This window comes from Salinibacterium sp. M195, from assembly GCF_019443965.1.
Classification (GTDB): Bacteria; Actinomycetota; Actinomycetes; order Actinomycetales; family Microbacteriaceae; genus Rhodoglobus.
The window spans coordinates 2,146,538-2,172,870 of the sequence record NZ_CP040814.1; the positions used below are offsets into that span (position 1 = coordinate 2,146,538).

At 58.1% G+C, this 26,333-nt stretch carries 28 protein-coding genes; 10 read left to right on the forward strand and 18 right to left on the reverse strand.

All coding sequences use genetic code 11. The features are described 5' to 3' along the window. Positions 1-23: 23 nt before the first annotated feature. On the forward strand, positions 24-1,997 hold the full coding sequence (pknB, locus tag FFT87_RS10280; RefSeq protein ID WP_219948636.1) for a Stk1 family PASTA domain-containing Ser/Thr kinase: 1,974 nt from the start codon (positions 24-26) through the stop codon (positions 1,995-1,997). Between the two features lie 76 nt (positions 1,998-2,073). Here the strand turns inward: pknB and FFT87_RS10285 are convergent, their stop codons facing one another. Beyond that, the gene (locus tag FFT87_RS10285; protein WP_255559436.1) at positions 2,074-3,444 is read right to left on the reverse strand and encodes a class II 3-deoxy-7-phosphoheptulonate synthase; all 1,371 of its coding nucleotides are present in this window, start codon (positions 3,442-3,444) and stop codon (positions 2,074-2,076) included. A gap of 92 nt (positions 3,445-3,536) precedes the next feature. After that, a complete protein-coding gene (locus tag FFT87_RS10290) occupies positions 3,537-4,226 on the reverse strand; it encodes a 1-acyl-sn-glycerol-3-phosphate acyltransferase (protein ID WP_219948637.1) in 690 nt (229 codons plus the stop codon). Between the two features lie 162 nt (positions 4,227-4,388). On the opposite strand from FFT87_RS10290, the gene FFT87_RS10295 reads away from it, so the two are divergent. Next, positions 4,389-6,212, forward strand: a complete 1,824-nt coding sequence (locus FFT87_RS10295; protein WP_219948638.1) for a long-chain fatty acid--CoA ligase — start codon at positions 4,389-4,391, stop codon at positions 6,210-6,212. Between the two features lie 122 nt (positions 6,213-6,334). On the opposite strand, the gene FFT87_RS10300 is transcribed toward FFT87_RS10295, so the two are convergent. From FFT87_RS10300 to FFT87_RS10310, 3 genes are all read right to left on the reverse strand, one after another. Next, positions 6,335-6,826 (reverse strand): peptide deformylase, encoded by a 492-nt coding sequence (locus FFT87_RS10300; RefSeq protein WP_219948639.1) that lies wholly within the window; start codon positions 6,824-6,826, stop codon positions 6,335-6,337. A 4-nt stretch (positions 6,827-6,830) separates the two neighbouring features. Beyond that, on the reverse strand, positions 6,831-8,153 hold the full coding sequence (locus FFT87_RS10305) for a MinD/ParA family protein (protein WP_219948640.1): 1,323 nt from the start codon (positions 8,151-8,153) through the stop codon (positions 6,831-6,833). A 105-nt stretch (positions 8,154-8,258) separates the two neighbouring features. Next, the gene (locus FFT87_RS10310; protein WP_219948641.1) at positions 8,259-11,663 is read right to left on the reverse strand and encodes a pyruvate carboxylase; all 3,405 of its coding nucleotides are present in this window, start codon (positions 11,661-11,663) and stop codon (positions 8,259-8,261) included. Between the two features lie 121 nt (positions 11,664-11,784). Between FFT87_RS10310 and FFT87_RS10315 the strand changes: the two genes are divergently transcribed. Beyond that, positions 11,785-12,585 (forward strand): ParA family protein, encoded by an 801-nt coding sequence (locus FFT87_RS10315; RefSeq protein WP_219948642.1) that lies wholly within the window; start codon positions 11,785-11,787, stop codon positions 12,583-12,585. A gap of 240 nt (positions 12,586-12,825) precedes the next feature. On the opposite strand, the gene FFT87_RS10320 is transcribed toward FFT87_RS10315, so the two are convergent. From FFT87_RS10320 to FFT87_RS10335, 4 genes are all read right to left on the reverse strand, one after another. After that, positions 12,826-13,374 (reverse strand): MerR family transcriptional regulator, encoded by a 549-nt coding sequence (locus FFT87_RS10320; protein ID WP_219948643.1) that lies wholly within the window; start codon positions 13,372-13,374, stop codon positions 12,826-12,828. Positions 13,375-13,602: 228 nt separating this feature from the next. Further along, positions 13,603-14,301, reverse strand: coding sequence for a MerR family transcriptional regulator (locus FFT87_RS10325; RefSeq protein WP_219948644.1), 699 nt, complete (start codon positions 14,299-14,301; stop codon positions 13,603-13,605). After that, positions 14,301-14,810: an FHA domain-containing protein gene (locus FFT87_RS10330; protein WP_219948645.1), complete on the reverse strand. Its 510-nt coding sequence runs from the start codon at positions 14,808-14,810 to the stop codon at positions 14,301-14,303. Before FFT87_RS10330 ends, FFT87_RS10325 begins: the two co-directional genes overlap by 1 nt. 44 nt (positions 14,811-14,854) lie before the next feature. Then, positions 14,855-15,439, reverse strand: coding sequence for a CDP-alcohol phosphatidyltransferase family protein (locus FFT87_RS10335; RefSeq protein WP_219948646.1), 585 nt, complete (start codon positions 15,437-15,439; stop codon positions 14,855-14,857). Between the two features lie 82 nt (positions 15,440-15,521). On the opposite strand from FFT87_RS10335, the gene FFT87_RS10340 reads away from it, so the two are divergent. Then, the gene (locus FFT87_RS10340; protein ID WP_219948647.1) at positions 15,522-15,965 is read left to right on the forward strand and encodes a hypothetical protein; all 444 of its coding nucleotides are present in this window, start codon (positions 15,522-15,524) and stop codon (positions 15,963-15,965) included. Then, entirely contained in the window at positions 15,965-16,363 is a 399-nt protein-coding gene (locus tag FFT87_RS10345) for an RNA-binding S4 domain-containing protein (RefSeq protein WP_219948648.1), read from the forward strand. Before FFT87_RS10340 ends, FFT87_RS10345 begins: the two co-directional genes overlap by 1 nt. Before the next feature lie 158 nt (positions 16,364-16,521). On the opposite strand, the gene FFT87_RS10350 is transcribed toward FFT87_RS10345, so the two are convergent. The 6 genes from FFT87_RS10350 to FFT87_RS10375 form a co-directional block, all read right to left on the reverse strand. Further along, on the reverse strand, positions 16,522-16,812 hold the full coding sequence (locus tag FFT87_RS10350) for a DUF4287 domain-containing protein (protein ID WP_219948649.1): 291 nt from the start codon (positions 16,810-16,812) through the stop codon (positions 16,522-16,524). Positions 16,813-16,827: 15 nt separating this feature from the next. Further along, positions 16,828-17,313: an SRPBCC domain-containing protein gene (locus tag FFT87_RS10355; RefSeq protein ID WP_219948650.1), complete on the reverse strand. Its 486-nt coding sequence runs from the start codon at positions 17,311-17,313 to the stop codon at positions 16,828-16,830. A gap of 15 nt (positions 17,314-17,328) precedes the next feature. Continuing rightward, positions 17,329-17,661: a helix-turn-helix transcriptional regulator gene (locus FFT87_RS10360; protein ID WP_219948651.1), complete on the reverse strand. Its 333-nt coding sequence runs from the start codon at positions 17,659-17,661 to the stop codon at positions 17,329-17,331. Positions 17,662-17,727: 66 nt separating this feature from the next. Continuing rightward, on the reverse strand, positions 17,728-18,513 hold the full coding sequence (locus FFT87_RS10365; RefSeq protein WP_219948652.1) for a thioesterase family protein: 786 nt from the start codon (positions 18,511-18,513) through the stop codon (positions 17,728-17,730). A 92-nt stretch (positions 18,514-18,605) separates the two neighbouring features. Continuing rightward, positions 18,606-19,697, reverse strand: a complete 1,092-nt coding sequence (locus tag FFT87_RS10370) for an Rv2578c family radical SAM protein (protein WP_219950792.1) — start codon at positions 19,695-19,697, stop codon at positions 18,606-18,608. Positions 19,698-19,738: 41 nt separating this feature from the next. Next, positions 19,739-20,305 carry a TetR/AcrR family transcriptional regulator gene (locus FFT87_RS10375; RefSeq protein WP_219948653.1) on the reverse strand — a complete coding sequence of 189 codons (567 nt, stop codon included), beginning with the start codon at positions 20,303-20,305 and terminating at the stop codon, positions 19,739-19,741. 85 nt (positions 20,306-20,390) lie between these two features. Between FFT87_RS10375 and FFT87_RS10380 the strand changes: the two genes are divergently transcribed. Further along, positions 20,391-20,747, forward strand: a complete 357-nt coding sequence (locus FFT87_RS10380) for a DsrE family protein (protein WP_219948654.1) — start codon at positions 20,391-20,393, stop codon at positions 20,745-20,747. A gap of 68 nt (positions 20,748-20,815) precedes the next feature. On the opposite strand, the gene FFT87_RS10385 is transcribed toward FFT87_RS10380, so the two are convergent. Continuing rightward, on the reverse strand, positions 20,816-21,283 hold the full coding sequence (locus FFT87_RS10385; protein WP_255559508.1) for a hypothetical protein: 468 nt from the start codon (positions 21,281-21,283) through the stop codon (positions 20,816-20,818). A 183-nt stretch (positions 21,284-21,466) separates the two neighbouring features. On the opposite strand from FFT87_RS10385, the gene FFT87_RS10390 reads away from it, so the two are divergent. Together FFT87_RS10390 and FFT87_RS10395 are read left to right on the forward strand one after the other, a co-directional pair. Continuing rightward, complete coding sequence (locus FFT87_RS10390; RefSeq protein WP_370628549.1) at positions 21,467-21,982, forward strand: GNAT family N-acetyltransferase; 516 nt, start codon at positions 21,467-21,469, stop codon at positions 21,980-21,982. Beyond that, positions 21,979-22,476 (forward strand): GNAT family N-acetyltransferase, encoded by a 498-nt coding sequence (locus FFT87_RS10395; protein ID WP_255559516.1) that lies wholly within the window; start codon positions 21,979-21,981, stop codon positions 22,474-22,476. The genes FFT87_RS10390 and FFT87_RS10395 overlap by 4 nt, the downstream gene beginning before the upstream one ends. On the opposite strand, the gene FFT87_RS10400 is transcribed toward FFT87_RS10395, so the two are convergent. Then, the gene (locus FFT87_RS10400; RefSeq protein ID WP_219948655.1) at positions 22,473-23,843 is read right to left on the reverse strand and encodes an LLM class flavin-dependent oxidoreductase; all 1,371 of its coding nucleotides are present in this window, start codon (positions 23,841-23,843) and stop codon (positions 22,473-22,475) included. The genes FFT87_RS10395 and FFT87_RS10400 overlap by 4 nt on opposite strands. A 157-nt stretch (positions 23,844-24,000) precedes the next feature. On the opposite strand from FFT87_RS10400, the gene FFT87_RS10405 reads away from it, so the two are divergent. Continuing rightward, positions 24,001-24,567 carry a flavin reductase family protein gene (locus FFT87_RS10405; RefSeq protein ID WP_219948656.1) on the forward strand — a complete coding sequence of 189 codons (567 nt, stop codon included), beginning with the start codon at positions 24,001-24,003 and terminating at the stop codon, positions 24,565-24,567. A 10-nt stretch (positions 24,568-24,577) separates the two neighbouring features. Here the strand turns inward: FFT87_RS10405 and FFT87_RS10410 are convergent, their stop codons facing one another. Continuing rightward, on the reverse strand, positions 24,578-25,117 hold the full coding sequence (locus FFT87_RS10410; RefSeq protein ID WP_219948657.1) for a hypothetical protein: 540 nt from the start codon (positions 25,115-25,117) through the stop codon (positions 24,578-24,580). Positions 25,118-25,264: 147 nt separating this feature from the next. Here FFT87_RS10410 and FFT87_RS10415 point away from each other — a divergent pair, with 147 nt between their 5' ends. Further along, complete coding sequence (locus FFT87_RS10415) at positions 25,265-26,323, forward strand: NYN domain-containing protein (RefSeq protein ID WP_219948658.1); 1,059 nt, start codon at positions 25,265-25,267, stop codon at positions 26,321-26,323. Positions 26,324-26,333 lie beyond the last annotated feature (10 nt).

The following is a 26,333-nucleotide window of genomic DNA, read 5'->3' on the forward strand; positions in this document are numbered from 1 at the left end:
GCTGCAAACTTTAGACTCGCATAGTGAATGCGAACATGACAGATCCGATGATCGGCCGTCTCCTCGACGGTCGGTATCAGATCCGTTCGCGAATCGCCCGCGGCGGAATGGCAACCGTCTACCTTGCAACGGACCTTCGATTAGAGCGCAAAGTCGCCATCAAGATCATGCACGGCCATCTCGCCGATGACAGCAAGTTCAAGGAACGCTTCGTACAAGAAGCTCGGTCATCCGCCCGTCTGGCCCATCCCAATGTCGTTAACGTCTTCGATCAAGGCCAAGACAGCGATATGGCCTACCTCGTCATGGAGTACTTGCCAGGCATTACCCTGCGTGATCTTCTGGTTGAGCACCGGATCCTCACGACCGAGCAAACGCTCGACATCATGGAAGCGGTGCTTGCTGGCCTCGCTGCCGCCCATAAAGCTGGCATAGTTCACCGAGACCTCAAGCCAGAAAACGTTCTCCTCGCTGACGATGGACGCATCAAAATCGGCGACTTCGGACTTGCTCGTGCTGCCAGCGCCAACACCGCAACCGGAGCGGCGCTCTTGGGTACGATCGCGTATCTCTCCCCCGAACTCGTCACCCGCGGCGTTGCCGACACCCGCAGCGACATCTACGCCGTCGGAATCATGATGTACGAAATGTTGGTCGGTGAGCAGCCGTTCAAGGGCGAGCAGCCAATGCAGATCGCCTACCAGCACGCCAACGATGCTGTTCCCAGCCCCAGTTCCACTAACCGCTTAGTACCGGCAGAGCTAGATGACCTCGTTCTGTGGGCAACCGCCCGCGAACCGGATGATCGTCCGCGAGATGCTCGAGTGTTGCTCGATCAGCTATACCAAACTCACAGTTCCTTGATGACGGCGCTCCCTCCAACGGCATCCACTGCGGTTCAGCGCACGATGGTGTTGCCTAGCGCGCCGGCCCCAGAATCTCTCGGGTCTACCGCCGAGACTCAAGTTTTTGGTGCGGAACTGCAGCAAGTTGCGCCGCCGGCACCGACGCAAGTTTCCGAAAACACGACAACACTGTCGACGCGGGCTACCAAACGGAAATCACGCGGCTGGTGGCTTCTCGCGCTCATCGTGCTGTTGGTCGGTGGAGCAGCCGGGACTGGCTGGTACTTCGGCTCTGGTCCCGGATCACAAGTCACTATCCCCGAGAGCATCCAGGGGGTCACGCCGGAAGCTGCGCGAGCCATTCTCGAAGATCTGGGGCTCACCGTTAGCGACGAGCTCGGCGAAACCTTCGACCCCGTCGTTGCCGTCGATCTGGTCGCCAACTCGACACCTAAAGTGGGAGCGACCGTACCGAACGGTGACGCTGTGCAGTTGTTGATCTCGAAGGGTCCTCAACCGCTCGCGGTTCCCGCCTTCGCCGGCATGACCGAACAAGAAGCCCGCGACGCTATCGCTGCAGCCCCATTCACCCTCGTCGAACCCGTAATTAGGCAGTTCGACGATGAGATCGCAGCCGGGCTCGTGGTCGATGCCTTGGGCGCAGACCAGACCTCGCTCCTCGGTGCGGAGACCTACGGTGAACGTCAAGATATTCAGCTGATCATTTCTGCTGGCGCCCTTCCCGCAGTTGAGTGCACCACGGCCGACGAAGCAGCCCAAATCCTGGCCGGGGTCTCACTCAACGCCGAACAGGGCGTTGAAATATTCAGCGACTGCGAAGAGGGCACTGTGGTCGCGATCGACCGTGAGCGCGATGGCGACGGAAATTCCCGGATATTCCGAGAAGGCGACACCGTTAGTCTGGTCATTTCCCGCGGGCCCGACCTAGTGCAGGTACCCGACCTTATCGGCGATCGACTCTCGGATGCGATCGCCGAGCTAGAAAGTCTGGACTTCGTCGTAAACGTGCAGACAGACTTGCCTCAGGATATCTGGGACTTAGTCGGTGCAAAGGTTCTTGACCAGGATCCGGGCGCTGGCGAGATGCTTAAGCGTGGCTCCGAAGTAATCGTCTACGGCCTTCAAGGCTGACCGCAGGTTTCGCAACGCACAATGCCCGCAGCCACGTGCCGAGAAGGCACATGTTTGCGGGCATCAGCACGGAAGCTTAGAAAGCGCGGAGCTCCTCGGCTACAAGGAACGCCAGTTCAAGCGACTGCATGTGGTTGAGACGAGGGTCACACAGAGACTCGTAACGAGTAGCGAGAGTGGCCTCATCGATCTGCTCTGACCCACCCAAGCACTCGGTGACGTCGTCGCCGGTGAGCTCAATGTGGATGCCGCCCGGGTATGTTCCCGCAGCGCTGTGAGCCTCGAAGAAGCCCTTGACCTCGTCAACAACATCATCGAAACGACGTGTCTTGTAGCCGGTCGGCGTAGTAAGCCCGTTGCCGTGCATCGGGTCAGAGACCCATAGCGGCGTAGCATCCATTTCTTTGATGGCTTCCAGCAGCGGCGGAAGCGCATCGCGGATCTTGCCAGCACCCATGCGAGTGATGAAAGTCAGGCGACCAGGCTCGCGATGGGGATCAAGCTTGTCGATGAGTTGTTTCATCGTCTCAGGTGTAGTCGACGGACCAAGCTTCACACCGAGGGGGTTCCGAACACGCGAGAAGTAGTCGATGTGAGCGCCGTCGAGGTCGCGAGTACGCTCCCCAATCCACAAGAAGTGAGCGCTCGTGTTGTACGGCGTGCCCGTGCGCGAATCGATACGCGTCATGGGGCGCTCGTAATCCATGAGCAAGCCTTCGTGGCTCGAGTAGAACTCGGTGCGCTTGAGCTCATCGAAGTCGGCACCGGCCGCCTCCATGAAGCGCACCGCCTTGTCGATTTCTTTAGCGAGGCTCTCGTACTGGCGGTTCGCCGGGTTAGCCGCGAATCCCTTGTTCCACGAATGAACCTGGCGAAGATCGGCAAAGCCGCCCTGCGTGAACGCGCGAATAAGGTTCAGCGTGGATGCCGCTGTGTGGTAACCCTCAACCAAACGTGCTGGATCAGCGGTGCGCGACTCTGGAGTGAAATCGAAGCCGTTGACGATGTCGCCACGGTACGCCGGAAGTGTGACATCACCGCGGGTTTCGAAATCGCTCGAACGCGGCTTGGCAAACTGGCCGGCCATGCGGCCCATCTTCACGATGGGCTTAGAAGCGCCATACGTGAGAACGACAGCCATCTGCAGAATCGTCTTGACTCGATCGCTGATCTGCTGGGCTGTAGCGCCAGCAAAAGTCTCAGCACAGTCGCCACCCTGCAACAAGAACGCCTCACCCTGAGCAGCTCGCGCCAGGCGATCACGCAAGCGGTCAACTTCACCAGCGAATACCAGCGGAGGCAGCGACGCGATCTTGCTCGATGCTTCGCCAACGGCGTCAGCATCCGGCCACTGCGGCTGTTGCTTGATGGGGAGCGTGCGCCAATTGTCTAGACCGGCAATCACAGCTGGATCAGCGAGCACGACTGGTTCTGACGGGTCGACCACGAGGAGATTCCTTTATACATTCACTACGAAAAATGGGTGGGTTTGTGACCCTAGACAAGCTTACCGGCACGAAACAGCACTCACTGTCACTGCTAGCGACGGGGCGGAGTCGCGCGTTCTTTGACCGAGGTCGCGTAGACGTCGACGTACTCCTGGCCACTGATGCGGTTGAGCTCATACATGATTTCATCCGTGATTGAACGAAGGATGAAACGGTCGCCCTCCATACCCTCAAAACGGCTGAAGTCGAGCGGCTCACCGAAGACGATACCGATACGGCCCATGCGGGGGATTTTCGTGCCAATCGGCATGACCTTTTCGGTGTCAATCATCGCGACGGGAACGACAGGAACGTGCCCCTCAAGAATCATCCGAGCAACCCCGGTGCGGCCGCGGTACATCTTGCCATCGGGACTTCTCGTGCCCTCAGGGTAAATTCCAAGCACCTCACCGCGTGCGAGAACCGCAAGCCCGGTGTTGAGCGACGCCTCAGATGCCTTGCCACCTGATCGGTCGATGGGCAGCATTCCCGTGCCGTTGAAAAACGCGCGAGAAAAGAATCCCTTGAGCCCTCTGCCGGTGAAATAGTCACTCTTGGCAAGAAAGAAAATGCGACGATCCATGACGAGCGGCAGAAAAACAGAGTCAATAAAAGACAGGTGATTGCTGGCGAGAATTACGCCGCCTTTGCGCGGAAGATTCTCTAACCCGGAAACCCAGGGCCTGAAGACCGTTTTCAGGATCGGGCCGGCGACCAGATTCTTCATAAACCAATAGAACATGGTGCCTCTTTCTCCTGATTGCGGAAGCCTCCACTCTACCGCGCAGAAGAACGCACCCCACAAACGGGGCTAAATCGTCTGGCGCGCCAATGCGCGTATGGTTCACCGCGTGATCCCTCGCTAGAGTGGAGTAGACCACCTACCGGTGCCAAAGGAGTTGCCGTGAAACAGTTTGATGTTCCAGCCCTAGTTGTGGCTGACCCGGAAGCCAATGCAACTGATCTCCTCATAGATCGAGTTGCAGCTACACCAAATAATGCGTTGTTCTCCCTCCCTACGGCCAATGGCGGCTGGAGTGATGTCACATCGTCTGAGTTCTTAGCTCAGGTGAAAGCTGTCTCCAAGGGACTTGTTGCTGCAGGCATCCAACCCGGCGACAAGATCGGGCTCATGTGCAAGACGCGCTACGAGTGGACACTGATCGACTTCGCGACGTGGTTCGCGGGCGCAGTGCTCGTTCCGATCTACGAAACCAGTTCTCCAACACAGATCCAGTGGAACCTTGAGGACTCTGGCGCTATCGCGATCATCACGGAAACGCCAGATCACTTTGCGCGTTTCGATGAAATTCGCGCGGATGTTCCTGCCGTCAAGCAGGTCTGGCAGATTGATCTCGGCGATATAGACAAGCTCGCAACTTCAGGCTCCGAGGTCACTGACGAAGAGATCGAACGTCGTCGAAACCTCGCGAAGGGTTCCGATCTCGCGACCCTCATCTACACGTCGGGAACCACTGGCAAGCCCAAGGGATGCGTCATCACGCACTCCAACTTCGTGGAACTGTGTCGCAACTCACAAAAAGCCATCCCTGAGGTCGTGAACCCGGATTCGAGCACGCTGTTGTTCATCACAACAGCTCACATCTTTGCTCGTTTCATTTCGATCCTCTGCATCCACGGCGGCGTCAAGGTTGGCCACCAGCCTGACACCAAGCTACTGCTGCCCTCAATGGCGTCGTTCAAGCCGACGTTCCTCCTGGCAGTGCCGCGAGTGTTCGAAAAGGTCTACAACTCTTCTGAGCAGAAGGCTGAAGCCGGCGGCAAAGGCAAGATCTTCCGCAAGGCCGCCGCCGTCGCAATTGCGCACTCCAAAGCCATGGATGCCGGACACGTTCCGCTCGGGCTCAAGATTCAGTTTGCCGTTTTCGATCGACTAGTTTTGTCGAAGATCCGTGCCGCTCTTGGTGGCCGCGTCAAATATGCCGTATCCGGCTCAGCCCCACTTGGGCTCCGCCTTGGACATTTCTACCGCAGCTTGGGTCTGACAATTCTTGAAGGTTACGGCCTCACCGAAACGACGGCTCCGATCTCGGTCAACAAGCCGTCCAACTTCAAGATCGGCAAGGTCGGCCCACCGCTTCCCGGCGTCTCCGTGCGTATTGCTGAAGATGGAGAAATTCAGGCCAAGGGTGTCTGTGTCTTTGACGGCTACTGGAACAATCAAGCTGCCACCGACGAAGTATTCGACGGCGAATGGTTCAAGACCGGCGACATCGGCAAGTTCGATGAAGACGGCTACCTTGAGATCACCGGCCGCAAGAAAGAGATCATCGTCACTGCTGGCGGAAAGAATGTCGCACCAGCGGCCCTCGAGGATCCGATTCGCGCCAACCCGATCATCGGTCAGGTCATTGCCGTCGGGGAACAACGTCCATTCATTTCTGCGCTCATCACGCTTGACGAAGAGATGCTGCCCGTGTGGCTCAACAATAATGGGCTCGATGCGACCTGGAGCCTCGATCAGGCAGCCAAACATCCGGCAGTTCTCGCCGAGGTGCAGCGCGCAATTGACGTCGGGAACGCGACGGTTTCACGAGCCGAGTCGATTCGCAAGTTCCACATCCTCGACGCCGACCTCACTGAAGCAAGCGGACACCTCACGCCGAAGCTCAGCATCAAACGCAATGTGATTTTGGCTGACTTCGCCGACGTCATCGAGGCGCTCTACTCGAACTCTCCAGCAACCGAAGGCATCTCGCTCAAGTAGCCGACTGGGAGCCAACGCTCGATACGAAATAACCCCCGCTGGGTACGAACACAGCGGGGGTTATTTCGTGAGCAAAGACAGGGAAAACAAGTGCCGAAGCAGGGTAACTACTCTGGCGGCAGTTAGTACCAGGGCGCCTGCCGGATGGCGCGCATCGCCTCGCGTTTAGCCTCAGGCTCAAGGCCTTCAATATAGAGATGACCGTCGAGATGATCGGTCTCATGCTGAAGCGCTTGTGCCATCAACCCTTCGCCGCTGAGCTCGACCGGATTCCCGTCAAGGTCTACCCCAGTGACGCGCGCGAAAGGATAGCGCCGCCTCATAAAGTAAAAGCCGGGGACTGAAAGACACCCTTCATCCACAAGTTCTGGCTCCCCCGACACCTCGACGAGCACCGGATTAATGATGTACCCGACCTCGCCATCGATGTTGTAGCTAAAAGCGCGCAGCGCTACGCCGATCTGGTTGGCAGCCAAGCCGGCACGCCCAGGCAGCTGAACCGATTCGAGCAGATCCTCAATAAGCGAGGCCGCATGCCGGTCTCCAAGAACAATCGGATCGCACGATGAACGAAGGACGGGATCGCCAAAGAGGCGAATCTCACGAACAGTCATAGATTCAGTCGGTCCGAACTTCAGGAAGCCCGTCCATGACCACCGCAGCGAGCTCGAGGGCCGCGGTCTTGGTGAGCTTATTGAGGTCGCGATAGTGGACGACAGAGCCCGTTGCCAGACTGGGATCGTAAGGAACGCGAACGATCTCGCGCACACGTGATTTAAAATGCGCCTCGATCTCTTCGAGCTTGACAAGGTTGGTGCCTTGAGTTGCTGTGTTCAACGCGACGACAGCGTTCTTCACCAAGTCAGCGTGACCGTTCGACTCAAGCCAGGTCAGGGTTTCAGAGGCCAACCGCGCCTCATCGACGCTTCCGCCAGAAACGATCACTATCGAGTCGGCGCGCTGCAGCGTGGCACGCATAACCGAGTGAACGATTCCCGTTCCACAGTCGGTGATCGCTACCGAATAGAAGCGCTCAGCCATATCTGCGACGACGTTGTAATCGTCTTCGTCGAAGGCCTCGGAAACATGGGGATCTGTATCGGAAGCGAGGACGTCGAGGCGAGTCTCATCGCGGGAGACCACAGTCTGAAACTCGCTAAACGTATGAAGCGACTCGGAACGCATCACAACATCGCGCACAGTCGCTCGAGTCTGCTTGTCGATACGTTCCGCTAGCGTTCCGCGATCGGGGTTGGCATCGATCGCGATGATGCGGTCCTCGCGAGTATCCGCTAGAGCCATCCCCAGCAGCGCCGTGATCGTCGTCTTACCAACACCACCTTTGCGAGTGAGCACAGGAACAAAACGTGTGCCGCCGACAAACGTTTTGGTGATCCGCGCCTCGAGAGTCTTACGCTCACGAACGCGGTACGAGTCGCCAAGATTGACCAAGTGGAACGTCACTGCATAGACGAGCTCCTGAAGGAACCCTTCAGGAGCAGGCTGACGACTCTTCTTGCTCTGGTTGATGAGCCGTTCCGCTGTGAGCATCGTTGCGCTCTCGGGAGCGGCGCGAACCTCGGTGCGTTGACGACCACGACGAGTCGTTGCGCGGTCGACGGGAGGAAGTTCTGGAATTACCGCAACCTCGGGCTCGACATCTATGGCCACAGCCGCGACCGCAGACGGAACATAGGCAATAGTCGTGGTTGCCATCGAGGCGGGGTCAACATGGTGAGCATCAACCGCGACGTCGTTGATTGCCACGGCCGCCTCGTGCTCTGGCGTCACTCGCACCTGCGTCGGCAACGACAAAGTAAAAGTAAGGCTCTCTGTGCTCGGTGAGTCTTCTACCGTTGACTCTTTCGAGCTGTGATCGTTCGATGTGTTGAGGTCGTCATCGGACGACTGCACACCTGGTTCATCGCGCTTAGTAGCCACTTTTCGATCCCCTTCAGAAAGCAAACACACAACTTTACCGCGTAAACGGACAAAACGTGACCGTCGTGTGAACAACGATCACGTTTTGCCTCATGAATTACGGTGCTAGCTAGGCTCGATCTCGACCAAAAGGTCACCGCCATCAACCTGTTGCGTCTTCGGAATTGCCAAGCGCTTTACCGTGCCAGCGACGGATGCTGTGATGGCTGCTTCCATCTTCATCGCTTCGATTGAGGCCACGGGCTGGCCTGCTTCGACCTTCTCGCCTTCCTCGACCTGAAGAGTAACGACACCCGAGAATGGCGCAGCGACGTGACCGGGTTTCGACGAATCGGCCTTTTCCGCCGCCGTTGAGTCGACCTTGATGCTGAGGTCGCGCACAAACACCGGACGGAGCTGACCATTGAGGGTGGCCATCACTGTACGGATGCCCTTCTCGTCAGCTTCACCGATCGCCTCAAGACCGACAAAGAGCTGAACACCCTTTTCGATCTCAACAACGTGCTCGTGTCCCTGCTGCAAGCCATACAGATAGTCCGTACTCGCCAGCGCAGAAAGATCGCCGTAGGACTCGCGTGCAGTTTCGAAGATCTGCGTCGGACCGGCAAAGAGCAGCCTGTTCAGCGCGGAACGGCGTTCAGTCGGGTCACCGTCGAGCGCAGCTTGGTCTGCTTCACTAACTTCTTCGACGCCGATTTTGACGTTGCGGCCCTTCAGTACCTTCGACCGGAACGGTTCTGGCCAGCCGCCAGGAAGTTCGCCCAACTCCCCCGCCATAAAGCCGACTACAGAATCAGGGATGTCGTACTTGTCTGGGTTCTCTTCGAAGTCAGCAGGGTCGGCTTTTGCCGCGGCAAGTGCGAGCGCGAGATCTCCGACGACCTTGGAGGACGGAGTCACCTTGGGTGGTCGTCCAAGCATCTTGTTGGCCGCGGCATACAAGTTTTCTATCGTCTCGAACTTGTCTGCGAGCCCTAGTGCAATCGCCTGTTGGCGAAGGTTCGACAGCTGTCCACCCGGAATCTCGTGGTGGTACACCCGACCCGTCGGCCCAGGAAGTCCCGATTCGAATGGCGCATAGGTGTGACGCACCGCTTCCCAGTACGGCTCAAGATCCGAAACGGCGTCGAGCGAAATTCCGGTGTCTCGCGACGTGTGGGCAAGAGCTGCGACAAGCGCCGACATCGATGGTTGGCTCGTTGTTCCTGCCATCGGAGCGCTAGCAACATCCACAGCATCCGCGCCAGCCCGTGACGCTGCGAGCAGCGTTGCCAACTGGCCACCGGCAGTGTCATGGGTATGGACGTGCACAGGAGCGTCAAAACGCTCACGGAGGGCCGTTACGAGGGTTTCGGCGGCCTCTGCACGCAAGAGCCCCGCCATGTCCTTGATGGCCAGCACATGGGCGCCGCTCTCCATGATCTGATCTGCGAGCCTGAGGTAGTAGTCAAGTGTGTACAGATCTTCAGCGGGATCAAGCAAGTCGCCGGTGTAGCAGAGCGCAACCTCCGCGACCGCCGTGCCCGTGTTGAGCACTGCATCGATCGCCGGACGCATCTGAGAAACGTCGTTGAGAGCATCGAAGATGCGGAAGATGTCTACGCCAGTATCTGCGGCCTCGCGAACAAAGGCGTCCGTGACCTCGGTGGGGTACGGAGTGTAGCCAACAGTGTTTCGACCTCGAAGCAGCATCTGGATTGCCACATTGGGCAGAGCCTCGCGCATTGACGCGAGCCGCTCCCAGGGATCTTCCGCGAGGAAACGCAGGGCGACGTCGTAGGTCGCACCGCCCCAAGCCTCAACAGAAAGCAACTGCGGCGTCATGCGGGAAACGTGCGGCATCACGGCAACAAGGTCACGAGTGCGCACACGCGTAGCCAAAAGCGACTGATGTGCATCGCGGAACGTAGTTTCCGTTACCGCAAGCGCCTTTTGCTCACGCAGGGCTGACGCAAAGCCAGCAGGGCCAAGCTCGAGCAGTCGCTGCCGTGAGCCAGCGGGTGCTTCGACCGAAAGATCAACAGCAGGAAGCTTGAGCTGCGGGTTGATAATGCCAGCGCCGTCACCATTGGGCTGATTGACCGTAACTTCGGCCAGCCACGTGAGGATCTTCGTGCCGCGGTCTTTGGACCGGTGAGAATTCACGAGCCACGGCCGCTCATCAATGAATGCTGTGCTCAAGTCGCCAGCGATGAACTCTGGGTCGTCGAGAACACCCTGCAGGAACGGGATGTTCGTGGTTACGCCGCGAAGGCGGAACTCAGCGAGTCCTCGGCGGGCGCGACGCACAGCCGACGCAAAATCACGGCCGCGACAGGTCATTTTGACGAGCATGGAGTCGAAGTGCGGAGAAATCTGCGAACCTGCAGAAACTGTTCCACCATCCAGACGGATGCCAGCGCCGCCAGGCGACCGGTACGTCGTGATTTTTCCGGTGTCTGGCCGGAACCCGCTAGCCGGGTCCTCGGTCGTGATGCGGCACTGGAGGGCCGCTCCGCGTATCTTGAGTTCCTCTTGACGAAGTCCGAGCTCTTCGAGAGTTTCGCCGAACGCGATTCGCATCTGCGATTGAACGAGGTCAACATCGGTGACCTCTTCGGTAACCGTGTGCTCTACCTGAATGCGCGGGTTCATTTCGATGAAGAAATGTTGCCCCTTGCGCTCCCCCGCCGTGTCGAGCAGGAACTCGACAGTTCCCGCGTTGACATAGTCAATTGATTTCGCGAACGCGATGGCGTCGCGGTACATGGCCTGGCGTGTGTTTTCGTCGAGGTTGGGTGCTGGCGCAATTTCGACAACCTTTTGGTGGCGACGTTGCACAGAGCAGTCACGCTCAAACAGGTGGATCGTGCCGCCGTGCGCGTCAGCAAGAATTTGCACCTCAATGTGCCGCGGGCGCACAACAGCTTGTTCAATGAACATCGTTGGATCGCCGAACGCGCTGTCCGCTTCGCGCATGGCTTCCTCTAGCGCGCCGCGCAAATCTTCTTTCCTCTCGACGCGGCGCATGCCACGTCCACCGCCGCCGGCAACAGCCTTAGCGAATACGGGGAAGCCAATCTCATCGGCCCCGGCGAGTAATTCGTCAAGGTCGGTGCTGGCTGGCGTCGACTTGAGCACGGGAACCTTCGCCGCAATGGCGTGTTCTTTAGCGGTGACCTTGTTTCCGGCCATCTCCAGGACCTTGGTCGGCGGACCGATGAACGCGATTCCCGCGTCCGCTGCAGCGTGGGCCAGCTCAGGATTTTCCGAGAGGAAGCCGTAACCGGGGTAAATCGCGTCGGCGCCCGCTTCTTTCGCAACGCGAATAATCTCAGAAACATCCAGATAAGCGCGAACGGGGTGCCCCTCGTCACCAATCAGGTAAGCCTCATCGGCTTTAAGACGATGAACCGAGTTCCGGTCCTCGTAGGGAAAAACAGCAACAGTACGTGCACCGAGCTCGACAGCCGCGCGCATTGCACGGATAGCGATTTCGCCTCGGTTGGCAACGAGAATCTTCTTGAACATTCGGTCCTTCCTGACAAAAACCAAGCCTAGAGTGATTGAACTCTGGCAGTTTCCTCAAGGGTGCGCAAAAGTTGGCGATGTTTTAGGTTTCTTAACAGTAGTGAAGGTATCGTCGTTACTCGTGCACGTACTTAGCGTTAGCTCCCTCAAAGGGGGCGTGGGAAAGACGACCGTCACGCTTGGGCTCGCTTCAGCAGCCTTCGCTCGCGGTCTTCGAACTCTCGTCGTCGACCTTGACCCCCAGTCCGATGTGTCGACCGGAATGGACATTGATGTCACCGGTCACCTAAATGTTGCCGACGTACTCGCGTCTCCCAAAGAGAAGATCGTGCGCGCCGCAATCGCGCCAAGTGGGTGGACCAAGGGTCGGCCGGGCAAAGTGGACGTGCTGATTGGCTCTCCTTCGGCAATCAACTTCGACGGACCGCATCCGAGCATCCGCGACATTTGGAAGCTTGAAGAAGCTCTCGCCAACGTCGAAGCCGACTACGACCTGGTGCTTATCGACTGCGCGCCATCTCTCAACGCCCTCACCCGCACCGCGTGGGCGGCCAGCGACAGAGTCTCTATTGTCACCGAGCCTGGGCTGTTTTCCGTTGCTGCCGCGGACCGCGCGCTTCGGGCGATTGAAGAAATCCGTCGCGGGCTGTCTCCGCGCCTTCAGCCCCTCGGCATTATTGTGAACCGATTACGGTCGCAATCACTTGAACACCAGTTCCGCATCAAAGAACTTCGGGACATGTTTGGCCCGCTCGTTCTCTCGCCGCAGCTCCCCGAACGCACCTCGCTCCAGCAGGCACAAGGAGCAGCAAAGCCGCTCCATGTCTGGCCTGGCGAGAGTGCACAAGAGATGGCACGCTACTTCGACCAGTTGCTCGACCGCGTTATGCGTGCGGCTCGAATGGGCGAGTACAACAACTAGGACTGAGCCACGGCGGGTCGTCGCAGCGGCACCGTTGCCCACAGCCCCGAGGGTGTCGCACGCTCGCCAACGCAGTGCGGCTGCGCAAAGAACGACGAGTCGCACTGCGCTCTGTGGCGTGCGTGAGCTGCCGAAAACTGCGGCTGACGATAGTTTGTCGCCTAACCGCCATACGCTTAGCCGCCTGCGTCGGCTACGTTCGCCCGTCAGGCGCGCGGGATCGGCAGAAGAGCTTGTGTTCTAGGAGGCGCGGGATGAGCGGCGCTTTGCCAGCTCATCCATGGGGTCTTCGCCCTTGATGGTGTCGAGCTCGATCAAACTTGTCTCGACCTCACGGAGCACCTTGCCAACGGCGATGCCGAAGACACCCTGACCCCGACTAACGAGGTCAATAACCTCGTCGTTTGACGTGCAGAGGTAAACGCTGGCACCGTCACTCATGAGAGTAGTTTGCGCGAGGTCATGGATTCCGGATTCGCGGAGTTGATTCACGGCGATACGAATCTGCTGCAGCGAAATACCGGTGTCTAAGAGACGCTTCACGAGCTTGAGGACCAAGATGTCGCGGAAACCGTAGAGACGCTGTGAGCCGGATCCAGCAGCTCCGCGAACCGTAGGTTCGACGAGCTCGGTGCGTGCCCAGTAATCAAGCTGGCGGTAGCTGATGCCTGCCGCACGTGCTGCGACGGCGCCACGATAGCCAGAGTTGTCGTTGAGGTCAGGCATTCCGTCTGTAAAGAGGAGGCCAAGGTCGTAGCGTGAAGTCTCGCTACGGTTCAATTCACTCATGGCATTGCCCCTCTAGATTCTGATTCGGCCAACACGATAAGCAAGCAACCTTCATGTTGAAGTTGACGCTTAGTGTTTCGTGTTACCCCACGGTAGTCATGCCCGCCGCATCGACCAACGACATTCGCAAAAACTCGGCGGCGTGTCGGAATCAGTCGGGAAAAACTACGCCAACCTCAGTCATTCGTGATCGGCCGAAGCCAAAAAACGGTCAACAGATCGACCGTACTACGAATCGAGTCTGCTCAGGGCAGATCGGATAATACTGCTGCGAACAATCTCGAGTTGGCCGGCGATTTCGCGTGCCATCTCTGCGGCCCTTGCTCGGCTAGAGGCATCTTTGCGACGCGCAACCGGCATGAGAGCGCTCTCGATAAGCCCCAGTTCACGCTCTGCGGCCGCGCGGAACCCGCGGAGATGCCGAGGCTCGATGCCGCTGCGCTGAAGCTCGACTAGAGATTTGAGAACCGCAAGAGAATCTTCGCCAAAGACATCGGAAGCCACAATAAGTGATGACGAAATCGCGTCGCTCAACAGCATCGGGCTAGCGCCGGCCTCGCGAATCAGTTCATCGCGCGTGAGCTTTCGCTCAGCGGAGAGCATCGACGCCGCAGCAACAGCACCCCCAGGTAGTTCGGGGGTACGACCCGCATCCATTTCTTCGAGATAGCCACGGATAACTTTCAGCGGCAAATAGTGGTCACGTTGCATCGACAGCACGAAGCGCAACCGCTCCATATCTGACGGCGAGAATTTGCGGTAGCCCGACGCAGTGCGGGCAGGCGCGACAAGCTTGCGCTCCTCAAGAAAACGAAGCTTTGACGGCGTGAGATCAGGAAACTCAGGACTGAGTTTGGCGAGCACTTGCCCGATGCTCAGAAGCGCCGGTGCCGGAGCGCTGCGCGCTTGCCGCGCTACTGCAGCCACTAATTACCAGCCGCCGAAGGCAGGTCACGGCGCGAGGCGTAGAACGTCAGCCGATACTTGCCCACCTGAACCTCAGCACGGTCTCGAAGCACGGCGGTTGACTCGATTCGATCGCCACCCAAATACGTGCCGTTGAGCGAGCCCAAATCCTTCACCTCAAACGCGGTGCCCTGTCTCAAGAACTCCACATGACGACGCGACACTGTGACGTCGTCGAGAAAAATATCTGCCTCAGGATGACGGCCCACCGTAGTGATATTCGCATCCAGGAGAAAACGTGCTCCGACATTTGGCCCACGTCGCACAATCAGCAGTGCCGATCCCGACGGCAGCGCCGTGATCGCAGACTGCTCGTCGACCGATACATCGGCACCCATTGCGGCAACCTGCGCGGCAAACTCGTGACTATACGTCGCTGTGGTGTCGATGCGCTCGACAACAGGCTGCGCGGACGTCTCGTTCGCCGACTGCATGTCGGCGCCGTGACCACTATTCATTGACTCAACCATCGCAAACCTCCCTGACTGACCAGCGTATCGGATCGGAGCACCGCTCAACCCCTCGGAATCCGAGAAATTCGGACAGATTGTGCGACATAAATGAAGCCAGCCCACCAATACAGGAATGCGCCCCACAATACGAACGCCCAACCGACGGGATCTGTGAGCCACGCAACCGTGGGGAATGCTTCGCCGAGCATAAGAATCGGAAGCGCATAGAACAGCGCAGCAGTGGCGACTTTGCCCAAATGATGAACCGGAAGTGGCCCGAAACCGTAGTGAGCCGAAATGAGCCCCAAAATCACCAGCATGATCTCGCGGGCAACGATGACAAAGAAAAGCCACCACGGAATGACGTTCCGCGCCGCCAAACCGATGAGGGCAGCAAAGATGAAAAGTCGATCCGCAGCAGGATCAAGCAACTGTCCGAGGCGGGTGATCTGGTTGAATCGACGCGCAATGACTCCATCGAGATAATCGCTGACGCTCGAGAAGATCAACACTATGAGAGCTAAGGCGTCTTGAGCCGAGATGATGAAGTAGAGAAAGAGCGGCACGAGCGCGAGTCTGATGAAACTCAGAACGTTGGGCACAGTCCAGACGCGATTGCTGATCTCGGGTGAAGTGCTGGTTGCCACGCATCGAGTCTAGCCAGCATCCGCTCGCGAAATGCCGCCGCTGAGGCACGAGTTTGTTGGGCGACCGCGTACCCTTGAGCGTATGTCGTGCATCCGATTTAACACTCCGGCACAGCGGGCCCAGATGAAGGCCATGGCTCCCTCGATGATTACCGCTGAGCAAGCCGCTGAGTTGCATCCCGCGCCAGAAGTAACCGACAGTAAGATCGCTCGGATCCGACTACTTGCCAGCGATGCGAATCCCAAAATTCGCGAGAGCGTAGCCAGCAACCACCACACGCCCGTCGATGTTTTTGAAGCGTTGGCCAACGATCCCGATGATGGGGTTCGCGCGTGTGTGGCCCGTAACGAGCATGCGCCATGCGACGTGCTGCGGATGCTCGTGCAGGATCCTTCTGACACGGTTCGCGGTTTTCTCGCCATCAACTTTTTCATCCCCGACGACGCCATGAGCACTCTTTCTGAGGATGACAGTGCCACCGTGCAGCGACTGGTGCGCTGGAAGCGCGAACTCGCTGACGTCTGATGGCCGCAGGAACAGTTCGCGTCGATAGTTGGCTATGGGCGGTGCGCGTCTTTAAAACACGTTCACAAGCTACTGCAGCGTGCCGGGCGGGGCACGTAAAGATTGGTAGTGCGAGCGTCAAAGCCGCGCATCCGGTACGAATCGGCGACCAAGTGAAGATCCGTATCGCAGGTTTCGACCGAATTTTGGTCGTCAAACAAACCATCGTGAAGCGCGTCTCGGCTGTGACTGCGGCGGAGAGCTTTATTGACGAGACTCCCCCACCACCCTCCCGTGAGGAGGTCGCTCTCGCGCCCAGACGCGATCGCGGGGCTGGCCGTCCGACTAAACGGGAGCGACGCGAATTCGAGAAACTACGGGGACGTGACGATTCGGAAGCGTCACCTTACGATTATTAGCTGCGCTTGTGTCTCGGCTCAAGGAAGATTCGAAAGAAGAGCCAGACTCCACCCTGTCGCCGGCGTAGCAACCAGCCCGTCACCGTCGTTAGCGTCGACCTAACCGTCGACGTCACAGCACCTCCCGTGCGGGCCGGCCAACCACGATGTCGAGTTTGCTAGTGCGGCCTACTCTCAAAGCCATCTAGCCAAAGTGTGGCCGACTCGTCGCTGTGCACGCCACCAGTGCCCACATGCTTGGCGTCGATGAGAGCGCCCTTTTTGATGACGTGGACTATCGCCATGCCATGACCTCGACCTAGCGCGTAGTCATCTTTCAGCCACTGCAAGATCTCTGCTGCCTTGGTCGAACTATCGGCGAGTCCCCGCTCGGTCGCTAGCTGCACTAGCTGTCGCGGAGTGAGACCAGTCTTGTGCTCGACCGCATCAAGATATGCCTGAAAGGACATCTTCGCTTTCTCCCCCTAGGACTCATCAAGGATGTGCTGGATCTGACCAACCGCAAGGCGCATTCCTTCGTCCATGCCCATCTTCGCCATCTCTTCGAGCTGATCTTCAGACTCGAATCCAGAGACGATCGTCAGCCGCGTACCTGCCTCGATGGGCTCAAAGGTGATGCGAGCAGTCGTGACACCAAGGTCGCCAGACGGTTCGCCAGATTCGTCGGCGAATCCATCCTCAATCTCGAGTTCTCTCGGCTCGGTTATAGACACAAATCTCCACCAGCCGTGAATCTTTTCACCGTCGGGGCCCTGCATGAAATAGTGTGCCCGCCCGGCAGGCTCAAACTCGAATTTCACGAACGTAGCTGGCCATTCCGGTGGCCCCCACCAGCGCTCTAGCTTCCGCGGATCGCTGACGAGTGACCAGGTTCGCTCAAGAGATGCCGAGAGTTCAGCAGTCGTCGTGAGTGTCAGATTCTCAACACTTGTCTCAGTCGTCACATTCATTTTTCCACCGTTCTTTCAATCGTCGTTGAGCACATCGCCCATGCGGAGCGCCCGTTGCTTCCACACTTCTTCAAAGTGCGAAAGCAGGGTTTGGATGCGATGAATTGACGTGAGATTTCCGCGCACGATCTGTTCACGGCCGTGACGCTGTTTCGACACAAGCCCTGCCGACTGCAGCACAGCTACGTGTTTCTGCACCGCGGCAAAGCTCATTTCATAGCTGGCGGCCAAGTGCGAAATTGAGGCTTCCTCTCGCATCACTCGAGTCACGATGTCTCGGCGCGTGGCATCGGCTAGCGCGCGAAACATCGCGTCTACTTCTGTGTCCGCTAATTCATATACAACCATTTGGTTGTATATTATTCCGGCGTGAATCTCAGCGCAAGAGAGATCTCACACATTATCGACGAAGCGCTAGAGCTTTCGTAAGGTGAGAATCTGCTCAGCCCGACCAAACGGGCCCGCTCCATCGTGAAGCACTGTCGATGTCAAACCGATGCCATCGGAACCAAAGTTGACCGCATTCTCTAGCCCCAACCACTCACCAACAGGCAGCCGGTACAGATGCACCTGAAGATCGACATTGGGGAACGCGTAGCCCCCATCGCCCGGCTTTACCCGGGTAGCAATCCCATTACTGGTGTCGACCAGGCCCGTCAACCTAGCGAAATCGCTTACCGGTTCGTTAGAGAGCAACGGGAACGGGGTGCGCAACCACACCCTGCCGCTCCCGGCCGAGTGTTCCGGCAACGCTCGCGCCTCGATCGACTGAATGTAGCCGCCTGGCCACTGCGCGAGGTCAACGGCGGCGCCCGCCTGCTCAACCGAAGGCATCCGCCTGTCCACAATTCCCTGGACGTCTGACGTATCAGAGACCTGCAGCCTCCAGGCTGTCGCGCGCACCGCAACGCGCCCGCCCGCAATTAACTCTGCTTGCACAAGCTCAATCGTGCGTCCAGAACGCAACACCGAACTGACGACCTCAAACTCGCCATCAGGAATCAAACCAAGAATTTCGTAGCTGATCCTCGCGATACGCAATTCAGAGCGTGGTTCGAATGATTCCAAGACGTGCGCCAAGATACCGGCAACGGGAGCCATATGCTGCTCGTGCGGATTCCATGCACCTTGCGCATGTATGGTCGATTCGAAGTGGGTGTCGTCGTGTCGCACGTAATACGACTGCGCTATAGATGTCACAACACCAGCCTAGCCAGCCAACGTGCGCACAGTCCGCTAGCGCTCGCGCAGCGTCTCGATCAGTTCACTCTTATTGAGTACGGAACACGAGGCTAGAACAACATCGGTTGCGGCATCGCCCTAGCTGCAAGCTCCGGTGGCAATTCCTCTGCGATCAACGAACGCTCGCCGTTGCCATCTCGAGTACGAAGTTGCGACCGTGACCCAACGATTCCCGTCGCAGGGTCGAGAATCGTTCGCTCCAGTCCGTGACGCACGATAATTGGTTTCAACTTTGCTGCGAGCCACTGTCGATACTCCTTGGGCGCATAAGTACCCCGGGCATACATAGCCCGATACCGCTCCACGAGCTCGGGATGCGCACTCTCCAACCATTGGAAATACCACTCCCTCGTGCCTGGCTTCAAATGCAGGGCCGAATAGGCAATTGACGTGCCACCGGCTGCTTTCACTTGGGCCACCGCTCGTTCAAGATGATCGCGAGTGTCAGTAAGGAATGGCAATATCGGCATGAGAAACACTGCGCAATCCAGACCAGCCTCTCGCACAGCAGAAACCGTAGCCAGTCGCGCTTTCGCTGTCGGAGTACCGGGTTCGACCGACTGCTGCAATTCGTCATCGTAAATGGCGATCGACATGCCCACATCTACCGGAACGTGCTCGCTCGCCTCGGCCAGGAGCGCGAGATCACGTCGCAGCAACGTGCCTTTTGTCAGGATGGATAACGGCGTGCCAGACCCGGCCAGCGCAGCAATGATCCCCGGCATCAGGCGATACCGGCCTTCCGCCCGTTGATACGGATCGGTGTTGGTGCCCAGAGCAACCGGATGTCGACCCCAGCTTGGCTTGCTGAGCTCCCGAGCCAGCACCTCGGCCACGTTCACTTTGACAATGATTTGGGTGTCGAAATCTTTGCCAGCGTCAAGATCAAGGAACTCGTGTGTCGGGCGGGCGAAACAGTAGGTGCACTGATGGAGGCACCCGCGCATGGGGTTGATAGTCCAACCAAACGGCATATCGCTCGCGGTCGGAACCTTATTTAACGCACTCTTCGCGAGCACTTCGTAGAACGTAACTCCCTCGAAATCGGGTGTGCGCACCGTGCGAACAAGATTGTTGAGTCGCGCGAGCCCCGGAAGGGCGTTAGGTGTTTCACTGCTGACCTGTTGCCCGCTCCACCTCATAGACATATTCGAACATACATTCGAATATCATGCAAACGAGTTCAGGATTGAGCGGCAACGATCGCCCGGGCGAACTCGCCAACCTGTCGCACCCCTCCCGCGGTTCCCGCCAGCTTCGCGGACGTGAGTGCGCCGTCGTAGACGACGGTGACATTGGCGACGAGAGCTTCGCCGCCTACCCCGTTGAGCAAACTAGCAACGTGCGCATGCAGGATTCTGCGGTATCGGGCTATTGATGTCTGCACGTCGGGCATCTCAGGGCATTCGATCGCGGCGTTAGTAAAGGGGCACCCATAGAAGGTTCCCGCGTCAATCTGGTCCGCCAAAGCAGCAAAGAGCCGTGCAACCCGATCAGCTGGTGCCGCGCGCGCATCGTCGGCGGCGCCAACGCGCTCCAACCACGCGTCAGCTTCTCGGTCGAGATAGGCGGTGATGAGCGCTTCCTTGCTAGCGAAGTGGTGATACATGCTGCCCTTGGCAACGCCAGCTTGGGCGATCACCGTGTCGACTCCTGTCGCATTTATTCCCCGCGAGTAGAACAACGTCGCCGCAGTGTCGAGCAATTTCTGGCGGGAAGTGAGCCGGGTTTCAGGAGACGTTGATGGCATGTTTGCAATTCTAGACGAACCCGTCTAGATTTACTAGACGGATCCGTCTAGAACTGCTGGATGGCCGACTCAAGGGAGCTAAAACATGTCAGATCTCAAAATTGCCGTCGTCATCCTCGAAACTCTCGAGAACAATAGCGCCCGCGTGTATCGCGGCCTCAAAACTGCCCTCGAATTCAAGGCAGCCGGAGACGACGTCGTCGTGATGTTCGACGGATCGGGCGTAGAGTCACTCGCCAAGATCGCCGACCCGAGCAACCCCATGAACCCTCTCGTTAAGGCACTCGGCGACAACATCATCGGCGCCTGCGAATTCTGCGCGAAGTCTCACAACGTATTCGAGCCCATCAGGGACGGCGGATTCCCGCTTCTCTCCGACAACGGCGGAGAAGCGAGCGTTCGCAAGCTCGTCGTCGCCGGCTACCAGGTCATGAACTACTAAAAACTCGTGAGCGGCGCAAACCCTCGTCTCGACCGGCTTCTGCCGTTGTCGGGACGAGGGTTCGTCGATCACTTTCGCGACGAAAGAACCCGCACCGCAACGAGACCAAGAATGACGCCGAAGATCATGTGCCCCATAAGTGAAAGCAATGCAGCCATGTCGACGGAGAATAGCGCGCCACCGAGCATCATCGGCATGATCATGAGCGGTCCAAGAACCCACCAGATTGCACCGTAAACAACACCAACAAGGGCGCCACGTCCGTAGCTGGTGAGCAGTCGATTACCGAACAGCACCGTGAGACCTAGTCCGATCATGATGGAGATCATCATGTGCACCAGGAATCCCACAATCGGTGACTCGGAGCCAACCATCATGGCCAACATGGGAAGCAATCCCATCATCGCCATCATCATCCCGAACACGATTCCCCCGGCTACGCCGCCGAGGACTCCAGCGACAACGCGCCGCCCGAATGATGACGACGTCGATGTCGTTTGTGTAGCTGTTTTGTGTGAATTTTCAGTCGTAGACATTGGAGTGCCTCCCGATAGATGTTGCCCCGAAATGGGTGGTTGCCAATGACGCTACGGAAGAGCGTGAATGTGCTCTGCGATCTCGGACACACAAGAGCAATGCGGCCCGATTCTGCGTTTTCCCTGCCACCGATCGCATCGTGACGGACTGAGGCGACCGCCCACGCTGATAACCTCGTAACCGTGTTTTCTAAAGTGACTGTTCCGACAATTCTTCAGACCCGCGATGGGGAGATGACGCTGAGGTACTCGCAATTAGGCGACATCGATACCATCCTTCAACTCCTGGCAGATGACCCTGTCAGCTCGCTTCGTGGCGACAATGCCCGACCCGAAGATCGTCCAGCTTACGAAAAGGCGTTCCACGCGATCGCTACAACCCCGGCAAATGCCTTACTCGTCGTCGTCGCAGCAACTGGTGACGTCGTCGCAACCATGCAATTGACCGCTATCCCCGGAATGGCCCGACGTGGTTCGCACCGGCTTCAAGTGGAAGCCGTGCGGGTAGCGTCAAGCCAACGTTCCGCAGGCATCGGCGGCGCCATGATGCGCTGGGTCATTGACACGGCCGCTCCCACTCTTGGCGCCTCCCTCATCCAGCTCACGTCGGATGAAGCACGCACCGATGCCCACCGCTTCTACACAAAGCTCGGCTTTGAGGCTTCTCACATTGGCTTCAAATACACCGTGGAACTGTGATCGGCGACGCCTCAGCGGTCCGCGGCGAAGTAACCCTGCGCGACTTTATCGAGACTGATGCCGATAAGTGTTACGAGTGGATGCGCGATCCCCAGTCGGTTGAGATGGCGGCGTTCACCGCCCCCGACCCCGACGACCGCGACGAATTCGATACGTGGATCACACGAGTTCTGGCAAACCCCACCATCACGGCGAAAGCGATTTGCAGCGACGGCGCGCTCGTCGGGATGCTCGCAACATTTACTCTCGACGACCATCGTGAACTGACCTACTGGGTTGACCGCGCCCACTGGGGACAAGGTATCGCCACTACCGCGCTCGCCTTGCTCCTCGATATCGAAACTCACCGCCCCCTTCGTGCACGAACTGCCGCGCACAACGTGCGTTCCGCAGCCGTCGTTACGCGAAACGGGTTCGTTGAGACTGAGCGCAACGTTGACTTTGCTGAAGGGCTCAAGCGCGATAGCGAAGAGATAATCTTCGAGCTCTTCTAGGGCGTTCGACGGTAGCGTGCGCCGGCGTGCTCAGCCGGCAAGCGATTACCTTTTCCGTGCAGCTTGTTGCGCAACGTTCCCTCGACGTATTCCTCGGGGTAGAGCCCGCGCTCACGCAAAACAGGGATGACATGTTCCACAACGTCCTCAAAGGTTCCCGGCGTGATGGCGTAGGCAAGGTTGAACCCGTCAACATCGGTTTCTTCTACCCAACGTTGCAGTTCATCCGCAATCTCTTCTCCTGATCCAATAATGAACGGGCCAAGGCCGCCAATCGCGCCGAGTCGAGCGATGTCACGAACTTTCCACTCGCTACCATCATCATTCGCCTGCTGAAAGTTTGCGACGGTTGACTGAATCGCATTGCTCTTGACATTGCCAATTGGTTCATCGAGGTCGTACTGCGACAGGTCGATGCCCATCCATCCCGACATAAACACGAGGGCACCCTCTTCGCTGGCATAACTCAGATAGTCGGCGTATTTTGCGTGAGCCTTCTCGGATGTCTCATCGGTGATGATGGTGAGCAGGGTATAGATGCGCGCCGAGTAGCGATCGCGACCGGCTGCTTCGAGGGCGTCGCGGATGCGCCCCACTGTGGCTTTCAGCCCAGCCTTGGTTGATGCTGCGACGAAGATCGCTTCGGCATTTCCGGCTGCAAATTCAACGCCACGAGGAGAGGCCCCCGCCTGATAGATTACTGGCGTTCGTTGCAACGATGGCTCAGACAAGTGGATGCCGGGCACGGTGAAGTGTTTGCCTTTGTGCTCAATGTCGTGAACCTTGCACGGATCAGTAAACACGCCTGATTCGCGATCGCGAATGACCGCGTCCTCTTCCCACGAGCCCTCCCACAGTTTGTAGAGAACCTCGAGATATTCGTCGGCATGATCGTAGCGATCGTCGTGTTCGAGCTGATCATCGTTGCCCATGTTTCGCGCGGCCGAGGGAAGGTAGCCGGTGACAACGTTCCAGCCGACGCGACCCTTAGTCAAGTGGTCGAGCGTGGACATGCGACGCGCAAACGGGTACGGATGTTCGTAGGCCGTGCCGGCAGTAATCCCAAAACCGAGGTGTTCGGTGACGTGGGCCATTGCCGAGACCAGAAGAAGTGGATCGTTCACTGGCACCTGCGCACCGTGTCGAATTGCGGCTTCGTTCGAGCCGGCGTACACGTCGTAGGTGCCTAAGACATCCGCAATAAAGATGCCATCGAAGGTGCCGCGTTCGAGCAACTGCGCCAGTTCAGTCCAATAGTCGAGGTCTTTGTAGCGCCACGACTGGTCATCAGGGTGACGCCACATTCCGGAAGACTGATGGGCGACGCAGTTCATGTCGAAGGCGTTGAAGCGAATTTGTCTAGGCATGCCACCATGGTGCGCCGAGCCGCCATTCAACGCACCCGAGGGTGAAACAATCGACGCAACACAGGGAAACAAACCGACACATTCTCGCTTCGACGGTCGATGCGGCGCACTCTTGATCGCATCCCCCAAACCTTCGGATGGACGAATGCAGACAACAGTGAGACACCAGACAATCGCGCACCACGCGACTGACGGTTCTGATGAGCGAGCCTCATCCAGCGCCCAGATTAGTAGCGACGATTTTGCGCGCGCTTTTCGCCAATATCCTGGCGGCGTTGCCGTCATTACTGCGGACTCCCCCGACGGCCCTGTCGCGCTCACCGCTACCTCAGTTGTTTCGGTGAGCGCCGAGCCGCCGCTTCTCGCGTTCTCGATTAGTCATCGCACTTCGACGGCGGCCAGCATCCGTAGCGCCCGTTCGTATGTGGTGCACTTCTTGGGCAAGGACCAGCTTGAGATCGCGCAGCTGTGCGCAACCAGCGGAGTCGACCGATTCGCAGATACCAGATTATGGGCGCGGCTAGCGACCGGCGAGCCGTACTTTCCGAGCGCACCGGCGTGGGTGGCGGGAACGCGGATTGACCAACTCGAGGCGGGGAGCGCTTCGATTATATTGCTCAGCGCGACGCAGTCTGCGGTCGACCCTCACTCTGACGGTGCTCCACCGCTCGTGTACTTCAATCGTGGCTGGCACCATCTTGGCGAACATTCCCAAGTGAGCTAGTCGGCGGCAACTACGCAGGCACGACTTCGGCGGTAGAGGTTTCATCGCCAGGCTCGTCGTCGCTCCACGATTCGACAAGAGAGATCCGCCCACGAGAATCTTTGACAGCAAGAACCAGCGCAATAATCGCGGTCGCGATACCAATGACCCCCAGAGGATTGGCGATTCCAATAGCAATCCCGAGAGCTGGTTCGTTCGGGCCGCTGATGATCGTTTGCAAGCCCTGAGGCGTCGAATCAGGGATTGTGAGCCCCAAAAGGAATCCGCACGCGCCCGATGCAATGAGTAGAGCGTGGGTGAGGGCCCGGGTCTCGAAGCCACGACGCGATGTGCGCCGAACTGCGAGCCCAGCGAGAACTAATAAGACAGCGAAGATCACGCCCAACGTTGCTGCATAGGCAATCGTCAGATCACCGCCGATGCCAAAGAGGTGTCGGCCAAAAGAAATCCAACCGGCGACAGCGATGCCTGCCACGATCGCGACGGTGCCAGCGTTCCCTGCCCTCGGAGTCCCCGGGGTCGCACGAACCCTCATTGCGCTGTACGTCATCACTCGCCTCACTCATTCTGCTCAGTTAATCGTAGCGATGATGGAGCACTTGCTGGACACAATTGCGCGGCGTGTACTGCTAACGTGAGCCGAAGAAACCTCAGCGAAAGTCGGCGCGAGGTCGACCATCCACACCCAGGAGACCATATGCCCATCTCAACAGAGGGCCGCGTGGCCGTCTACATCGACTTCGACAACATCGTTATTTCGCGGTACAACCAAAAACACGGCAACGGCCAGTTTCAGAAAGACAAAGCTCGGTGGCACAGCTCAGGCAGCACAACGACGAGCGTTGTCGGCAGCAAGCTGGCCGAGGCCGAAGTGGATGTCGAAGCCATCCTCGATTACGCATCTTCTTTCGGAACGGTTGCCCTCAGTCGCGCTTACGCTGACTGGTCAGTGCCCGTCAATGCGGGCTACCAGAAGCAGCTCATCAACCGCGCGGTGGAGCTGGTACAGCTTTTTCCGCTGACAGCTCAAATGAAAAATGGTGCCGACATCCGCCTGGCCGTCGATGTGATGGAAGACCTATTTCGCCTGCCAGATCTTACCCATGTGGTGATTGTTGCCGGCGACTCTGACTATGTTGCTCTCGCTCAACGAGCCAAGACTTTAGGACGTTTCGTGGTCGGCGTTGGCGTCGCCGGCGGTACAAGCCAGGCCCTCACGTCGTCGTGCGACAAGTTCGCCGACTACGACTCGTTGCCCGGGGTTGAGTTTGGCGGCAATTCGGTCGCGACACCGGCGCCCCTATCGGCACCTGCCCCCGTCTCTGCCGCTTTAGCGCCAGTGAAAACCGCAGCAACGCCTGTCAAGAAAACGGTGGCTGCAACACCACCTAGCCCTGCACCTAAGAAATCGACCGTTACCACGTCGAAGCAACCAGCCAAAGCAACCAGCAAGATCGGCTCGACTGTTACGAGTGCAGCCAAGGTCACCCCCGATCAGCCCGCCACAAAAGTCAGTCCGCTCAAGTTATTAGTGCGAGCAATTCGACTCGTGCAGCAGAAAGAGGACTCCGACTGGCTGAACAGTTCGGCAGTCAAGAACCAAATGCTCCGTATTGATCCATCGTTCGACGAGGCTTCGTTGAAGTTTAAGACCTTCAGCGACTTTGTGACCTCACTCAACTCGAACGTTGAAATGCGGGAACACGAAGGCGTCCGACAGCTGAGGCTTCGCCCCAACGCTTCCAACCCTAAGTAGCAAGAATGGC

Excerpts from the sequence above, each read along its gene's own strand:
- FFT87_RS10290 (WP_219948637.1), bottom strand. The coding sequence starts at position 4,226 with ATGTTCTATTGGTTTATGAAGAATCTGGTCGCCGGCCCGATCCTGAAA.
- FFT87_RS10300 (WP_219948639.1), bottom strand. The coding sequence starts at position 6,826 with ATGACTGTTCGTGAGATTCGCCTCTTTGGCGATCCCGTCCTTCGTTCA.
- FFT87_RS10310 (WP_219948641.1), bottom strand. The coding sequence starts at position 11,663 with ATGTTCAAGAAGATTCTCGTTGCCAACCGAGGCGAAATCGCTATCCGT.
- FFT87_RS10320 (WP_219948643.1), bottom strand. The coding sequence starts at position 13,374 with ATGAGTGAATTGAACCGTAGCGAGACTTCACGCTACGACCTTGGCCTC.
- FFT87_RS10330 (WP_219948645.1), bottom strand. The coding sequence starts at position 14,810 with ATGGTTGAGTCAATGAATAGTGGTCACGGCGCCGACATGCAGTCGGCG.
- FFT87_RS10340 (WP_219948647.1), top strand. The coding sequence starts at position 15,522 with ATGTCGTGCATCCGATTTAACACTCCGGCACAGCGGGCCCAGATGAAG.
- FFT87_RS10345 (WP_219948648.1), top strand. The coding sequence starts at position 15,965 with ATGGCCGCAGGAACAGTTCGCGTCGATAGTTGGCTATGGGCGGTGCGC.
- FFT87_RS10350 (WP_219948649.1), bottom strand. The coding sequence starts at position 16,812 with ATGTCCTTTCAGGCATATCTTGATGCGGTCGAGCACAAGACTGGTCTC.
- FFT87_RS10355 (WP_219948650.1), bottom strand. The coding sequence starts at position 17,313 with ATGAATGTGACGACTGAGACAAGTGTTGAGAATCTGACACTCACGACG.
- FFT87_RS10360 (WP_219948651.1), bottom strand. The coding sequence starts at position 17,661 with ATGGTTGTATATGAATTAGCGGACACAGAAGTAGACGCGATGTTTCGC.
- FFT87_RS10370 (WP_219950792.1), bottom strand. The coding sequence starts at position 19,697 with ATGAGGTGGAGCGGGCAACAGGTCAGCAGTGAAACACCTAACGCCCTT.
- FFT87_RS10375 (WP_219948653.1), bottom strand. The coding sequence starts at position 20,305 with ATGCCATCAACGTCTCCTGAAACCCGGCTCACTTCCCGCCAGAAATTG.
- FFT87_RS10380 (WP_219948654.1), top strand. The coding sequence starts at position 20,391 with ATGTCAGATCTCAAAATTGCCGTCGTCATCCTCGAAACTCTCGAGAAC.
- FFT87_RS10385 (WP_255559508.1), bottom strand. The coding sequence starts at position 21,283 with ATGTCTACGACTGAAAATTCACACAAAACAGCTACACAAACGACATCG.
- FFT87_RS10400 (WP_219948655.1), bottom strand. The coding sequence starts at position 23,843 with ATGCCTAGACAAATTCGCTTCAACGCCTTCGACATGAACTGCGTCGCC.
- FFT87_RS10410 (WP_219948657.1), bottom strand. The coding sequence starts at position 25,117 with ATGACGTACAGCGCAATGAGGGTTCGTGCGACCCCGGGGACTCCGAGG.
- FFT87_RS10415 (WP_219948658.1), top strand. The coding sequence starts at position 25,265 with ATGCCCATCTCAACAGAGGGCCGCGTGGCCGTCTACATCGACTTCGAC.